Source organism: Agromyces sp. P2_B3, from assembly GCF_056404815.1.
Genome location: NZ_JBFUDH010000025.1, coordinates 1 through 15,139 on the forward strand (window position 1 = coordinate 1; position 15,139 = coordinate 15,139).

The following is a 15,139-nucleotide window of genomic DNA, read 5'->3' on the forward strand; positions in this document are numbered from 1 at the left end:
TCAACGGCATCAGCGAAGGTCGAGCGGGGCTCCCGCTCATACGTCGGCGGCCGATCCGACCGCAACGCCGCTCGAACCGTGTTCCGAGACACCCCGAGCCGCCTGACGATCTCTTTGATCGGCAAACCCTCGGAACGATTCAGCCGACGAATTTCTGCCCAATCTTCCACAGCAATCACCCTTCAAGCGTTGCCGAGGGGGTCAAGATTCGCGCGGCACCAGAGGGTCATTCTTCAGGGAGCACCGACACCGTGGTCTTCCGCTACCTGTCGGGTGCAGCGATTGCACCCAAAGTGCACGGCCCAGCCCTTCCTCCGGGCTGGCCCGCACCCAGCGGGCACAACCGGAACTCCCACGCATGGCCAGGGTCCGACCGTGACCCGAACATCCCTGTGCACGGCCCACCGCCCCGGTCAGGCGATGGTGTGGTCCGGTCCGTGGTTGACAGGTGCACACCCGTCAAGACGACGCCGGCGCATCGGCAGGCCGCGGCCTGATCTGTGCGAGAATGTAGACATGTCTACAGGCGTGCTCAGTGTCCGGCTACCGGACGATATCAAGGCCCGGCTCGATGCCCTTGCGGCGTCCACTGGGCGGCCTGCGGCGTTCTACGTGCGCGAGGCGTTGGCTGAGCATTTGGATCAGCTCGAGTATGCCTACGCGCTGCGCGCGGAGGTTGAGGCGGTCCGCCGTGGCGACCTGGTTGCCGGCTCGCTTGATGAAGTGGCCGCTGAACTCGGCTTCGATGCTGACGAGCTGCGTGCTGAAGCTCGATCCCGCGCTCAGCGCCGATGAGCTATCGGCTGACCCAGACTCCTCGGTTCGCTAAAGCCATCAAGAAGTTCGATCGTCCGGTCGCGCGCCGTGTTTTGGTGGCCCTGTATGAGCTGGCCGAACTGGAGGACCCGACGGTGCGTCTCAAGCCGATGCTGCACGAGCTCGTCGGACTGTGGAGGCTCCGGGTCGGGGACTACCGGGTGATCGTCGACGTTCAGCGTGACACGCTGAACATCGTCGCACTCGATGCCGATCACCGCAGCGACGTCTACGACTGATCCTCCGCTAGGCACCCGCACTGCTCCATGGCAGATCAAGAGGCGTTGGCGCGCCGCTTCCGGAGCTTTCCGGTTGGTCTCGGTGCGGGTTTGGTGGTGTTGCCTGGCTCAGTTGGCTCGAAGTTCGACGAGTGCGCCGGCGAGTAACGCGGCGCCGGGCAGGATCGCCACCGCAGCGAACAGGGTGACCATCACGCTGAACGCGCCAAGGAACACCAAGAACCAGACGAATGCCAGGAGTCGTCGATCTGGTGTCGGCGCCCGTACCAGCACGGTGCCGCTTGCCTTCGTCCCGGGTAGCAACGAGACACCCATCCCTTCTCCTCTCGACGCCCATGGTGGTTCTGTCGGTGAGTTCCGAGAGCGTTTGTAGCCGTGTTTCGAGCACCGCTGATCTTGGCAAGTTGATGTTGCTGACTCTCGACAGCACTTGACGCTGGGACGAGAATGGCTGCGTTCGCTGCACGGTCAGCGGGTTGGTATGTCGTCGAGATCTCGAGTCGAGGCACGTTCTCACTGCCGGGCTGGTCGCCGGGGTGGATCGGGCCGGACATTGTCGCGGCCAGGTCGGTGAGCCGCATGTGGACGGCTTCGGGCTGGGGTCGTCGCCGACGACCACGGGCACCCCGACCGGGACGTGTCGGACGAACCCGGTCAGCACCGCCGGGATCCGGTCACCGTTGCGGTCGCGCAGCCACGCCCCGCCGGACACGGAGGGGTGGAGTTCGTCGGCGGGGGTCCCGCCGATCGGGAGCTGGTCGTGGACCACGTCCGACGTGAACCGGATCCTGGACGGCACGATCGAGGTTTCCACGACCTGCCCGAACCGGTCCACGAACCGATAATCGGCAGGCAGGACGGTCTGGACCAAGGGGCTCTGGTCGGCGGCGTGGATCTCCTGGACCCAGACGTAGTGGCCCTTCGAGCACGGCGGTGTCCAACTACACGGTGGAGTCGATCGTGGGTCGAGTATTTCAGTCCCTGATATGTTGATCGGTGCAGGTGCGGGACTTCCTCCCCCGCTTGGAGGGATGGGGTTGCGATGTACAGAGCTGGTCGTTCGGGTAATGGGGTCGCTCTCTGGGGTCGTCAGAGAACCGCGCGGTTGTGTGTGGTCCTCGTTGGCATCGCGGCCGCCTCCGTGGTGCTGACTGGATTGCCGCTTGTGCCGGCTGCCGCGATGCCCGCTCCGCACGGCACGGCCGCTGCGGCCGGTTCCAGTGGATCCGGCGACGACACCGTCGGCGAGGCCGACTTGTATCAGGCTCACCTTGCACTCCAGTCTGAGATGGCCGCCGCTGACACTGGACCGGGCGTCCCGGAAGACTCCTCAACAACGACGACGTCCCGCGCGGCGTTCGATGCCGGGAACCTGATCTCTGACGCGGACTTCTACCACCGGTCCGCGATGAGTGAGGCGGAGATTCAGTCGTTCCTACAGGCCATGGTCGGCTCATGCTCGAATGCGTACTGCCTCGCGGACTATGTGCAGGACACGCCCACGCGGACGTGGAGCTTCGGAACCTGTGCGACGTATCCGGGTGCCGCTGGCGAGACGGCGGCGCGGATCATCTTCAAGACCCAGGAAGCGTGCGGGTTGAGCGCGAAGGTCATCCTGGTCACCCTGCAGAAGGAACAATCACTGCTGACCAACCCGGCGCCGTCTCCTGCGGTGCTCCAGAAGGCGATGGGGTACGGGTGCCCCGACAACGCTGACTGCGACTCGACCTACCACGGGTTCTTCAACCAGGTGTTCGCCGCCGCCCGCCAACTGACCTGGTACGGCAACCCCGGCGGTTCGTTCACGTGGTTGAAGGTCGGCCAGCCCAATCCGATCCTCTTCCACCCGAACGAATCATGCAGGTCGGCCCCAGTCCTGGTCCAGAACGCGGCCACCGCCGCGCTGTACTACTACACGCCGTACCAGCCCAACGCGGCCGCGCTGGCGAACATGAACGGGACCGGCGACCACTGCTCCGCATACGGTAACCGAAACTTCTCGCGGTTCTACACCACCTGGTTCGGAGCACCCACGACCACCGCCCCGACCATCACCGGAACCCCAATGCCCGGCTCAATCGGCGACGCTTACGCGTTCACCTTCCAGAGCACCGGCAACCCGCCACCCACCGTCACGTTGGCCGCCGGAACTCTCCCGCCGGGACTCGAACTTTCGCCCACAGGACACCTGTCAGGACACACCACCACGGCCGGCGTGTTCCCGATCTCCGTGACAGCTGCGAACGGCACCAGCCCTGATGCCACCCTGGAAACCAGCATCACGGTCACCGACCCGGCCCCAGGAGTCCTGCCGCCAACGATCAGCGGCACGCCCGCCACCGGCACCGTGCACGACCCATATGATTTCCAGTTCACCCTCGGCGGGCGCCCGGCACCGACCGTGACCGTCACCGCAGGCGAGTTGCCACCGGGGCTGTCCCTGACCTCGACCGGGCGGCTGGCCGGAACCCCCACGATGGCCGGAACATTCCTGACCACCCTCACGGCATCGAACGGCACCACCCCGGACGCAACCCACGACATCCTCATCCTCATCACCGATGCGCCACTGATCAGCGGGACACCGCACGCAGCCGTCGTCGGCACCCCTTACGAGTACCAGTTCACGCTCCGCCAGCGCTCAGTCCCGACCACGACGATCACCAGCGGGGCACTGCCGAACGGGCTCACCCTCTCCAACACCGGACGAATCACCGGCACCCCGACCGAAGACGGGACCTTCCCATTCACGGTGACCGCCGACGACGGCCACGACACGTCGGAGCAGCTGACAGCGATCACCATCACGCCCGCCGCCGCCATCCGCGCAACGGTCCTCCACGAAGCCGTCCGCGCCGGTCAGACGCAGACAGTTATCGGCCACGGGTTCTCGCCCAATGAACAGGCCACCCTTACGATCACCACCACCGATACGGCCGTCGGAACAGCAACCGCAACCGCCGAAGGCCGCATCACCTACGAATTCACCATCCCAAACGATCTGCCCCACGGCACCCACATCCTCGAAGTCGCCGCCGAGCGCGCCGGCACGACGACGGTCGAGTTCACCGTCATTGCCGCAACGGACGCCACCGCACCTCCCAGCCCGGCGGCACCCGCGGACCGCACCCCAACCACGACCCCCAGCACCAGCACGACGTCATCTCTCGCCGAAACCGGCATGGACACACCCGCCTGGCTGGTCGCGGTCGCGACCCTGGTGTTCGCCGGAGCCGGCCTCCTACTCGCCACCCGGATCCCGTTGAGCCGACCCCGCAACCGGTGAGGAACGAGAGCCACACCCACCCGGCCACTGAGTGGGCAACGAGGAGACAGAACCATGCACACCGGGCTGCGGGATCCCGATATCGAACTGATGTTCCGGCTGGTTCGGCTGCGAGTCTGCCTGGACGGCAACGATCGGACCTCAGCGCGCGCGTATGCCGTGCGAGGACTGGTAAGCGAGCTCAGGTCCCCGCAACAGAACATCTCCAGCCAAAAGCCGATCCGGGTCGCTCCCGATGCGGTCCTCGAACTGGTCGCGGCCGCCTACGGCGTCGACCCGAGGTACCTGACCGCGATCCACCATGACCCTCAGACCGAGCACGCAATCACCTCCCGCCTGCGGGCCGCACGCATCCCCGCCCCACGGTACCGGCCATCCCCCCGGCGACGGCTCGAGCCGCACGACTGCGTCCCCCCACCCCCACCCCCACCCGCGGACGCCATCCGAGTGGTGTCCAAGCTCGGACGGCACGCCCTCGCCCGGCAACTCGGGAAGATCACCCTGCGATGGGCCGGAGTCGCAGCGACAACGATCGCAGTGATGATCGGCTTCAACCCAGCACACTGGTGGTGGTGGGTCATCGGCGGCGGATTGACGGTCGCCCTGGCGTTCATCGTCAGACCCCTCACCACAGCGTCAGCTCGGGTCAACGACGCGCTCCGGATCCGATCGGAACAGTTCGACGCGATCTACCAGCAGATACTCCGCAACCACATCGCCGCGCACCTCCCCCGATTCCTGACCCACACGCAACTCCCGGTCGAGTTCTTCCACGCCCTGCTCTGCCACCACACCCCGATCGGCCCCGAAACCCTCGCCGCCCTCGCACGCTTCGACCCCGAAGCCCGCACCGAACTCACCCGCGACGCGGTTTCCACATGGACCCGCACCACCCCATAACGACGTCACCACCCCCGCGAACGCGACGGCGGACTCCTGAGCACCCGCACACGGCCACGCTCGGTACCGATCTGTCCCGGTCGACCCCAGTTGCCAGCCGGGCCTGACGAAGGGCGAGACCCCAGTGGTAGCTACCCCGTTCTCGAATCCCGCCCTCGTTGCCTTCTGAATGCCCGTCAGCTCACGCAACGCGCCATTCGAAAGCATCGCGGGCGCAACGCCCGACAACACCAGCCTGACCACCCCAATTCTCACGAGCGCTGACACCGCCAACCCAAACCCGGGAAACTCAGACCCCCTCCGCCGACCCCGGGCCTGTCTGATTTTCGGTGTAAACGGCCTGACGCGCTGATCCTGGTTGGCGTCCGCGGGGAGGGTCATGATGACCGACACGATGGGTGCTGTGAACACAGCAATAGAAAGACACCGGCTCGACGGCTGAGGTGCTCGAGCTGGCCAGCGATCTGGTCCGGCAAGCACGTGAGCAAGGGGCGTCGATGTCCGCGCCGGGGCTGATGCGGGCGCTGACCCGGTCGGTGCTCGAGACCGCGTTGGATGAGGAGCTCGCTGAGCATCTCGGCTATGACCGGCACGACCCGGTGGGCCAACGCCGGGAACTCACGCAACGGCACCCGCCCGAAGACGGTGATCACCGACGCGGTCGGACCGGTTGTCTTTGTCAGTCTGGTGTGGCTCAGGCTTGTCGCTTTGAAGTGGCCCAACTTGGTGGCTGTCGGGGTGTCGTGTCGTTCTGATCTGGCCCAGGGCTGAGCGTTTCCTCGTTCGTTGTTGAGCGAGGAGGGGTCTGTGAGGTCGAGGGTGGACGAGTTCGCGGAGATCCGTCGCGCAGCTCGGGTTGAGGGGTTGTCAATCAACCAGCTCGCGCAGCGGTTTCGTGTGCACCGGCGCAAGGTCAGGCAGGCGTTGGATGGCGCGGAGCCACCGCCGCGGAAGACGCCGGTGCGTCAAGCGCCGAAGCTGCACGCGGTCAGGGGCCGGATCGACGCGATGCTGCGGGAGGATCTGGCCGCACCACGGAAGCAACGGCAGACCGCGACGCGGATCTGGAACCGGTTGCTGGACGAGCACGACGCGCAGGTCGGGTACCCGACCGTACGTGATTATGTGCGGATGCGGCGGCCACAGATCGCTGCGGAAGCGGGTGTCCGGCTCGACGTCGCGATGGTGCCGCAGGAGCATCGGCCGGGTGCTGAGGCGGAAGTCGATTTCGGTGAGGTGTGGGTGGACCTGGCCGGGGTGCGGACGAAGGCGTACTTGTTCGTGTTCCGGCTCTCCTTTTCTGGGAAGGCGGTCCACCGCCTGTATCCGACGCTGTCGCAGGAAGCGTTCCTGGAAGGCCACGTCGCTGCGTTCGAGGAACTCGGCGGGGTACCCGTGATGCAGATCAAGTACGACAACCTGGGTCAGGCGGTGAAGAAGGTACTCGGTCCGTCACGACGGCGCGAGGAGAACGACCGGTGGGTGCTCTTCCGCTCGCACTATGGGTTCGACGCGTTCTACTGCGAGCCCGGTATCGCCGGCGCTCACGAGAAGGGTGGCGTAGAGGGGGAAGTGGGCAGGTTCCGCCGCACTTGGTTGTCCCCGGTCCCGAAAGCCGACTCGCTGGATGAGTTGAACGCGAAGATCCGGGAATGGGATCTCCGGGATGAGAAGCGACGGATTTCGTCGAAGCTGACCACCGTCGGGCAAGACTGGGCAGCCGAGCGGGAACTGTTGGCACCGTTGCCGTTCGATCGGTTCGAGCCCGGGCTGGTGCTGTCACCCCGAGTGGATCATTCCGCGCTGGTCACGATCCGGCAGGCGAAGTACTCCGTACCAGCCCGTCTGATCGGCCGGAACGTCAGAGCAATCCTCCGCGCATCGGAGGTTCTCATCTTCGATGGGCGTGAGCTTGTTGCCCGGCACGAGCGGCTCGCGATCCGCAACGGCCAATCGGTTGTGCTGGATCACTACCTCGAGGTCCTGAAGTACAAGCCCGGCGCATTAGCTGGTTCCACCGCGCTGGCGCGGGCACGTGACGCGGGCGTGTTCACTGCCGAGCACGAGGCCTTCTGGCAGGCATCCCGCCGCGTCAATGGTGATGCTGCCGGCACCAGAGAACTCATCGACGTGCTCTTGCTCCACCGGATATTTCCTGCAGAAGCGGTGCTCGCCGGCATCCGTGAAGCACTCGGGGTCGGCTCTGTGCTCGCTGACGTGGTCACCATCCAAGCCCGTCGTGCTGCGACCCGACTCGCAACCACGCCACCGGCCGCCGCGGCACCGAAGGAGAAGCTGCCCCGAGTGGTGTCGTTGACGCCGCGACGCCTGATGGATCCGGCTGCGATCATCGCTGGGCTTCCGCACGACCATCGGCCGGTCCCATCAATGGAGCGGTACGACCAGCTACTTCCCAAACGTGCCGCCAAACACGCGGCAGAAGAACCACCACAAGCTGAAGGAGCACACCAAGCATGAGCCCGACCATCACGAACGTGAACCCGACCCTGCGCCGCCGGCGCGGCCTGACCGAGGAAGCCGCGGCCGCTGCGATCGACGCGGCCTGCCGCCGGCTGCGACTACCCACGATGCGAGCTGTCATGGATGAAGCCCTACAGAACGCAAGTCGTGAGCAGATGACCTACCGTGGTCTGCTCGCCGAACTCCTCTTGGCCGAGGTCGATGACCGGGACCGGCGGTCGACCCTGATGCGAGTCAAGAACGCCGGGTTTCCCCGCCAGAAGTTCGTCGAGGACTTCGACTTCACCGCGAACCCGAACATCAACCCCGCCACCATCAATACCCTCGCTGCCGCCGAATGGGTACGCCGTGGTGACCCGCTCTGCCTCATCGGAGACTCCGGCACCGGGAAGTCACACTTGCTGATCGGGCTGGGCACCGCAGCAGCGGAGAAAGGCTTCCGAGTCCGGTACACGCTGGCGACCAGGCTCGTGAACGAGCTTGTTGAAGCCGCCGACGAGAAGCAACTCATCCGCACGATCAACCGATACGGCCGCGTAGGTCTCCTCATCGTCGACGAGCTCGGCTACATGGAACTCGACAAGCGCGGATCGGAGCTCCTTTTCCAGGTCCTCACCGAACGCGAGGAACAGAACTCCATCGCGATCGCGTCGAACCAAGCCTTCGGCGAATGGACCCGCACCTTCACCGACCCGCGCCTATGCGGGGCGATCGTGGACCGGCTCACCTTCAAAGCCACGATCATCGAAACCGGCACCGACTCCTACCGCCTCAACCACACCAAAGCAGAAGCCATCGCCAGCTAACAGTTGGGCCGGAACAGAGCGACAAACCTGGGCCGCATGATTTTGTTAGTGAGTTTCGACAGCGTTTGTTACTGAGTTCTGAGACCGCTTGAGGGCATTTGCGCCGGAAATGTTGCTGAGTTTCGACAGCACGTGGCGTCGCTCGACGGGTGTGAGTATGTCACCGAACGCGGTCCCGCCGGGCCACTTGCTGGAATCCCGACAGCGTGACGGCTGCTGATGCGTAGGCTGCTCGGTGTGAGTTCTGTGTTCGGGGATGCCTCGCCGTCCAAGCATGTTGCACCGCAGGTCGTGCCGGACAGCTTGCTACACGCCGACGTTGTTGAGGCTCGTGGGCTCCTCGAACCGTTTGGTGTCGGGCCGAGCGATGGGACCACGCTGCTCGAGGTGGACAACGCCGAGTACGGTGCCGCCGTTGCGCTGGTTGGTTCCGCGAAGGTGCGCTACCGGGTCGGAAAACTAACTCCCCGCAAGGTTGGTGCATTCGTTGCCGTCTGGCGACGTGCACCAGGCGGATCAACGGAGCCGTTCCCTGCTGAGGACGATGTTGATCTGCTCGTCATCACAGTCCGTGAAGGGTTCAATTTCGGGCAGTTCGTGTTCCCGAAGGCTGCGCTGATTGAACATGGAATCGTCTCAACGGCCGGGGCCGGCGGGAAGCGCGGGTTCCGGTTGTACCCGGCATGGTCGATGACGACGAACCCGCAGGCTCAACGCACCCAGCGCTGGCAGAGCGACTTCTTCCTCCACCTCACCCAGCCAGTCGATGCTGTGCAAGCCCACCGCCTCTTCAGCGCTGCCTAGCGACAGCGATCCTACCCTGCACGGGTGTGGGCGAGTCGGTAGGAGTCAGTTCCGGTCTCGATGATGGTGCCGTTGAACGTGAGCCGATCCACGATCGCGGTGCACAGCAGCGGTTCGGTGAAGGTCTTGGTCCATCCACTGAAGGATTCGTTGGACGCGATCGCGACGGACGCACGTTCTTCACGCTCAGTGAGGACTTGGAAGAGGAGCTCGGCGCCGCGGCGATCGAGTTGCATGTACCCGAGCTCGTCAATGCAGAGCAGATCGAATCGTCCATACCGGGCGATGGTCTTGGACAGGATCAGTTCGTCCGCGGCTTCCGCTAGTTCGTTGGCGAGCTTCGTCGCGAGGGTATATTTCACCCGATAGCCGGCCATCGCTGCTTCCGTGCCGAGCGCGATGAGCAGATGGCTCTTCCCAGTCCCGGAATCGCCGATCAGGCACAAGGGGTGACCTCTCCTGACCCAGTCGCTGGTGGCGAGGGTGTTGATCACGGCCGGGTCCACGTTCGGGTTCGCGGTGTAGTCGAACTCACGAAGGGACTTCTGTCTCGGGAACGCGGCAGCCTTGATGCGGCGCTCGGATCGACGGCGCGCGCGATCCTCGCACTCAGCAAGGAGCAGATCGGCCAGGAACGCCCGGTAGGACATCTGCTCGCGTGCGGCCGTTTCGGCGGTGTCGGTGAACCGGGCGCGGATCGTGGGCAGTCGCAGCATCCGGCAGGATTGATCGATCGCGGCGTCGGCGGCTTCCTCGGTGATGCCATGCCGCTTGCGTACCGGGGCGGGTTGGGTGGCGGTTTGCTGGGCCATGTTCCTCTCGATCCGTGCGGTGGGTTCAGGGTTCACTCGTGCGGCTGCGGCGACGGCTAGGGAGCAGTTCGTCGTACTTGCCGATATCGGGCAACGGCCGGGTATCGGCCGGGAGCCGTGCGATCCGGGCAGCCGCCAGTGACACGACGACAGGTGGGCGACTCGTCCTCATCACGGGTTCGCCGGATGCCAGGACGGGTGCTTCCTGTTCCGCGGCGCGTCGGGCTTCCAACGCGACCGCGTCAGCGGTCAATGCACCCGCTTGTAGTGCCGCAGTCAGGCCCGCGATGACGTGTTCGTGGGCCATGTGTCGGTGCAACAGCAGAACGTCGATCAGCGCTCTTGTGCCTGACGCATCACCGTGCGCTCGACGCGTCGCCGCCCACCACGCGTCGTGGGCAGCCGTGAACTTCCCGTCCTTGCGGGCCTGGTCCAGTGCCGTCGCCCCAGCCAACGCGCCCGGCTTTCGAACCAGCGCCTCCAGATAATGGTCAAGCTCGAGCCTGGATGTCGATTTCGTGGTCAGGCGTTCATGCCGGGCAATCTCGGTCTGCCCGTCGTACACGAGCAGATCCGACGCGCGCAATAGCACCCGGACGCGCCTACCGATGAACCGGACCGGGACCGAGTACCGATTCATCCGGACACTGACCTGCGAGTACCGGTCCACCCGCGGGGTGAACCACCGTCCGGTCTCGAACACGTCCTCGGGCAAAGGGAGCAGGAGGGGCTGCTCGGCGGCGAAGAGTTCGCCCACGGTCCGGGCCCGGCTGCCGATCCTGCGGCCTTCATCGGCGGCGTCCCACTCGTCGACGAGTTCGTTCAGCTCCACCAGGGAGCGCACTTGCGGGACCGGGACCAGATGATTGCGGCGGAACCAGCCGATGTCGCCCTCGACTCCGCCTTTCTCGTGCGCCCCGCCAAGACCAGGCTGGCAATAGAAGGTGTCCAGGCTGTAGTGCGACCGGAATGCGACCCAGCGGTCGGTCTCCACCCGTTGACGGCTCAGCCCCAGCACCTGCGCCACGGCGGCTTTCAAATTGTCGTAGCGGACCTTGCCGGATGGGACACCGCCGAGGACACTGAGGGCGTGCACGTGGCCTTCCAAGAACGCTTCCTGACCGCCGGACGCGAACACTCGGTGCACCGCTTTGCCCGAGTACGACAGCCGGAACGAGAACAAGGTGCACACCACGAGCTGGCCGGCCAGCTCGATGGTCACGTCGCCGAAGTCGACCTCGGCTTCCGCGCCAGGCAGATGGGTTTGCCGGATGAATGCCGGCGACGGTGCCCGGCCTGCCTCGACCAGGATCTCGGGCCTGCGTTGGGCCACGTACGCGCGCACGACTTGGTACGACACATCCGCATCATGTTCCGCGATCAGCCGGTCGCTGATCCGCTTCGCGGTATGTCGTTGCTTCCGCGGCGCGTCCAGATCTGCCAGCAACCACGCATCAATAATCGGTTTGAACGGATCCAGTACCGACCGGCGCTTCGGGAGCGGGCGTCGAGGTGCAGGCCAGGCCGAGTCCAAGGCTGCCCTGACCGTGCGATACCCGACACCGTACTTGCGTTCCAGCGCACGCATCGGCATGCCAGACCGACTATCACGACGGATGGCCGCAATGAGTTCGACCCGAGATCTCGACGACATGAGCAACCCGCTGGATACGCAGCAGACCCAGCCATTCTCGTCCCACACACTGGTGCTGTCGAGACTCAGTTACATCAACTTCGCCGAAACAGCGGTGCTGTCGAAACTCAGGAACAAACGCTGTCCGAACTCACGCACGAAACCAGCCGCATCAGCTTGACAGGGACAACCGGTCACGATTGAGATCCCCAGGGATCGGGATGGCACGTTCGAGCCCGTGATCGTCCGCAAGCATCAGCGCCGGCTCGGGCAGGTCGACGAGATCATCCTCTCGCTGACCGCGCGGGGACTCACGACCGGCGAAGTGAGTGCGCATTTCGAGGAGATCTACGGGGCGTCGGCGTCCCGTGACACGGTCAGCCGGATCACGGACAAGGTCACCGAGGAAATGCAGTCCTGGTTCACCCGGTCGCTCGAGTCGGTGTACGCCGCGATCTTCATCGATGCGCTGGTGGTGAAGGTGCGGGATGGGCAGGTCGCGAACCGGCCGTTCTACGCCGCGATCGGAGTGGACCTAGATGGCCGCAAGGACGTCCTCGGATTGTGGGTCGGTGACGATGGCGGTGAGTGTCGTCGGTCACGTATTTCCCTTGGGCCTGCGCCACGGTGAGTCCTCGAAGTTCTGGCTGGCCGTGCTCACGGACCTGAAGTTGCGTGGCGTGACGGACGTCTTCTTCCTGGTCTGCGACGGGCTGAAGGGCCTGCCCACGTCGGTCGAGCACGTGTGGCCGGAAGCGATCATGCAGACCTGCATCGTGCATCTGCTGCGGAACAGCTTCAAGTACGTGCCCCGACAGCACTGGGACCGCCTCAAACAGGACCTGAAGCCAATCTACCAGGCCGTGAACGCCGGCGCGGCCGCCGCAGCGCTGGACCAGCTCGAGGAGCAGTGGGGCCAGAAGTACCCGGCGCTGATCCGGTTGTGGCGGGGCGCGTGGGACGAGTTCATCCCGTTCCTCGACTACCCGACCGACATCCGCACCCTGCTGTGCTCGACGAACGCGATCGAGTCGCTGAACGCGAGGTACCGGCGGACGATCAAAGCCCGAGGCCATTTCCCGACCGACGCCGCGGCGCTCAAGACGCTCTACCTCGTGACCCGTAGCCTTGACCCCACCGGTCGCGGCCGGCAGCGCTGGGCCGTGCGGTGGAAGCCCGCACTCAACGCCTTCGCGCTCACCTTCGCGAACCGCATCCCCGGACTCAACCGAGACCAGGGACAACGCCGTTTACACCGAACCTCGGACAGACCCCCGACCCCGCCTAAACGTGGGATTCATTCCCTTTCGTGAGCTGCCCCCAATCTATTCAGGCAGTCCCGGGCGGCGATTCCGGTGGCGCGGTCGGAGAGTTGCACGATGTTCGGGCCTGGTTTCTAGTAGGACGCGCTTGCGGTGTAGAAGGCATGCGGCGTTGCCGAGAAGGCAGTGGATACCCTCGTTGCCGCGGCGAGTGATCGTTGACCAGGGCAAGTCCAGTCCGGTGGAGGCTGCCAGATGCTGTTGTCAACCAGGTACGTCGCCACGACGCGTTAGGAACGAAGCCGGGAGTGATGGTCGGCGCGTCGATCTGGCTCGACTCGAAGTTGCGGCCGATGTTATGCGGTTCAAGTTCGGGCCGGTTCGAGCGCCGCCATGGCGGTGATGATCGCGATGAACACCCCACGCGTCAGAGCGTCATCGTCCTGTTGACGCGATCGAGCACGGCTCACCATACTGAATATCAGTAGCGCAAATAATACATAGCGAGTCGGCTCAAGAGCTGACGACAACATGAAAGAGCGGCGGGGTTTGGATGCGTAAGCGTAGCAGGGTGCAGGTGTTCTGTTGCGGTGCTGTTCTGGTAGCCGCCCTCCTCGGCGCTTCGCCGGCGGGGGCAGCGGTCGCGTCGGTGTATCCGTCGTGGGCGGATGTGCAGGCGGCGAAGGCGTCGGTCGGGGAGACCGCCGCGGCGGTTGATCAGGTCGTATCGCTGATTGGGCAGCTCGAGGCAAACGTAGTGGTGACCCGCGCGGAGGCGGAACTCAGCACGGATCAGCTGATCCTGGCGCAGCAGAAGCTCGATGAAGCATCACGCCGCACCCGCCTGCTGGCAGCGCAGGCGGAGGCCGCTACCGTCGAAGCCCAAGCGGCGCAACGTCAGGCCGGGCAGGTTGCCGCGCAGCTGCACCGGACCGGAACCGGCGATGTCGGACTGGACTTGTTCCTGGGTACGGGACAACCCGCCGCAACGGATGCGTTGCTCGGCCGGCTCGGGCACGCGGAGCGGATGATCGAGCGCACCTCCCAACTCCACGATCAGGCCACCACCGCGCAAAACACGGCCCGTTCCTTGTCCGACCAAACCGCTCTAGCGCGCACCGAACGCGAGAACCTCCGACTCGCTGCGGAAGATGCACTCACTGTCGCACAGGCCGCGCAGGCAGCAGCAGAGACCGCGCTCTCCGAATCGGAGTTGAAGAAGATCGAGCTCGACCAGCAACTCCTGTTCCTTCAGGACACTGAGGCGAGGACCGCCGCGGCATATCAGGAAGGCGAACGCATCCGGAAGGAAGAAGAGGAGCGAAGGCGGCAAGAAGCGGCCGCAGGCGGTGGTGGTGGCGGCTCGGGTGAAGTCGAAGCGACCGGTTGGGCGAAGCCAGCCGCGGGACGCGTCACCGACTGGTACGGCGAACGGCCCGTCATCTGCGGGGGCGACGGATGCTCGAGCGGCTACCACTACGCCATCGACCTTGGCACGGGATGCTCGGCACCGATCTACGCCGCCTCCGCCGGAGTGATCAGCTACGCGGGCTGGTCCGGTACGTATGGGAATTTCATCAAGATGGACCACGGCGGCGGGATCTCTACCGGATACGCGCATATCCGTCCCGATGGGATTTTCGTAGGTGCCGGCCAACACGTCAGCGCGGGACAGAACATCGCCTCCAGCGGTACCACCGGTGCATCAACTGGGTGCCACCTGCACTTCGAGGTCTACCGCGGCAACACCCGCATCAACCCTGTCCCCTTCATGGCAGACCGAGGCATCCACTTCGGCTGAACCGCACGTGAAGCTCCACCGGGTTCAGTTGAACTCCCGGGCCATAAGTTTCGTCCTGTAACCCCCGCGCATCCGCCGCGGCCTGGGCACTTGGGACCGGGGAGTGCACGCCGAATTCTACGCAAGGACGGCTTCTTGGGTGAGTACCCACGGAGTTGCTGCCGCTGCGAGTGAACAGGCGTGTCCCTCGTGCAGGACGAGCGGTCCTGGTGGTTGCAGGTCGACGGGATGCCGCCGGCGTTCAGCGAGGCCGGTGGGGTGGGACTGGCGTTGTGTAACGTTCCGTCCCATCTCGCGTC

12 protein-coding genes and 2 pseudogenes are annotated in these 15,139 nt (G+C 65.1%); 10 read left to right on the plus strand and 4 right to left on the minus strand.

The window, feature by feature from the left end:
- Nucleotides 1-179, minus strand: a 179-nt coding sequence (locus tag AC1DZA_RS19115) for a helix-turn-helix domain-containing protein (protein ID WP_476773960.1), incomplete at its 3' end; no start/stop codon positions are given.
- Between the two features lie 337 nt (nt 180-516).
- Between AC1DZA_RS19115 and relB the strand changes: the two genes are divergently transcribed.
- Together relB and AC1DZA_RS19125 are read left to right on the plus strand one after the other, a co-directional pair.
- Nucleotides 517-795 carry a type II toxin-antitoxin system RelB family antitoxin gene (relB, locus tag AC1DZA_RS19120; RefSeq protein WP_476773939.1) on the plus strand — a complete coding sequence of 93 codons (279 nt, stop codon included), beginning with the start codon at nt 517-519 and terminating at the stop codon, nt 793-795.
- The gene (locus AC1DZA_RS19125; protein WP_476773940.1) at nt 792-1,055 is read left to right on the plus strand and encodes a type II toxin-antitoxin system RelE family toxin; all 264 of its coding nucleotides are present in this window, start codon (nt 792-794) and stop codon (nt 1,053-1,055) included. Before relB ends, AC1DZA_RS19125 begins: the two co-directional genes overlap by 4 nt.
- A 108-nt stretch (nt 1,056-1,163) precedes the next feature.
- Here AC1DZA_RS19125 and AC1DZA_RS19130 read toward each other — a convergent pair whose 3' ends face one another.
- Nucleotides 1,164-1,370 (minus strand): hypothetical protein, encoded by a 207-nt coding sequence (locus AC1DZA_RS19130; protein WP_476773941.1) that lies wholly within the window; start codon nt 1,368-1,370, stop codon nt 1,164-1,166.
- An 865-nt stretch (nt 1,371-2,235) separates the two neighbouring features.
- Between AC1DZA_RS19130 and AC1DZA_RS19135 the strand changes: the two genes are divergently transcribed.
- The 6 genes and pseudogenes from AC1DZA_RS19135 (at nt 2,236) to AC1DZA_RS19160 (ending at nt 9,332) form a co-directional block, all read left to right on the plus strand.
- Nucleotides 2,236-4,341 carry a putative Ig domain-containing protein gene (locus AC1DZA_RS19135; protein WP_476773942.1) on the plus strand — a complete coding sequence of 702 codons (2,106 nt, stop codon included), beginning with the start codon at nt 2,236-2,238 and terminating at the stop codon, nt 4,339-4,341.
- Nucleotides 4,342-4,395: 54 nt separating this feature from the next.
- Nucleotides 4,396-5,241 carry a hypothetical protein gene (locus AC1DZA_RS19140; RefSeq protein ID WP_476773943.1) on the plus strand — a complete coding sequence of 282 codons (846 nt, stop codon included), beginning with the start codon at nt 4,396-4,398 and terminating at the stop codon, nt 5,239-5,241.
- 452 nt (nt 5,242-5,693) lie between these two features.
- Nucleotides 5,694-5,913: pseudogene (locus AC1DZA_RS19145) on the plus strand (transposase); the annotation flags it as partial.
- 135 nt (nt 5,914-6,048) lie between these two features.
- The gene (gene istA, locus AC1DZA_RS19150; protein ID WP_476773944.1) at nt 6,049-7,719 is read left to right on the plus strand and encodes an IS21 family transposase; all 1,671 of its coding nucleotides are present in this window, start codon (nt 6,049-6,051) and stop codon (nt 7,717-7,719) included.
- The gene (istB, locus tag AC1DZA_RS19155) at nt 7,716-8,528 is read left to right on the plus strand and encodes an IS21-like element helper ATPase IstB (protein WP_476773945.1); all 813 of its coding nucleotides are present in this window, start codon (nt 7,716-7,718) and stop codon (nt 8,526-8,528) included. The genes istA (AC1DZA_RS19150) and istB (AC1DZA_RS19155) overlap by 4 nt, the downstream gene beginning before the upstream one ends.
- A 237-nt stretch (nt 8,529-8,765) precedes the next feature.
- Complete coding sequence (locus AC1DZA_RS19160; protein ID WP_476773946.1) at nt 8,766-9,332, plus strand: MepB family protein; 567 nt, start codon at nt 8,766-8,768, stop codon at nt 9,330-9,332.
- 11 nt (nt 9,333-9,343) lie between these two features.
- On the opposite strand, the gene istB (AC1DZA_RS19165) is transcribed toward AC1DZA_RS19160, so the two are convergent.
- Nucleotides 9,344-10,144, minus strand: a complete 801-nt coding sequence (istB, locus tag AC1DZA_RS19165; protein WP_476773947.1) for an IS21-like element helper ATPase IstB — start codon at nt 10,142-10,144, stop codon at nt 9,344-9,346.
- Between the two features lie 25 nt (nt 10,145-10,169).
- The gene (istA, locus tag AC1DZA_RS19170) at nt 10,170-11,798 is read right to left on the minus strand and encodes an IS21 family transposase (RefSeq protein ID WP_476773961.1); all 1,629 of its coding nucleotides are present in this window, start codon (nt 11,796-11,798) and stop codon (nt 10,170-10,172) included.
- 169 nt (nt 11,799-11,967) lie between these two features.
- Here istA (AC1DZA_RS19170) and AC1DZA_RS19175 point away from each other — a divergent pair.
- Both AC1DZA_RS19175 and AC1DZA_RS19180 read left to right on the plus strand, forming a co-directional pair.
- Nucleotides 11,968-13,015: pseudogene (locus tag AC1DZA_RS19175) on the plus strand (IS256 family transposase); the annotation flags it as partial.
- A 595-nt stretch (nt 13,016-13,610) separates the two neighbouring features.
- Nucleotides 13,611-14,840, plus strand: coding sequence for a peptidoglycan DD-metalloendopeptidase family protein (locus AC1DZA_RS19180; RefSeq protein WP_476773948.1), 1,230 nt, complete (start codon nt 13,611-13,613; stop codon nt 14,838-14,840).
- The last annotated feature ends 299 nt before the right edge of the window (nt 14,841-15,139 follow it).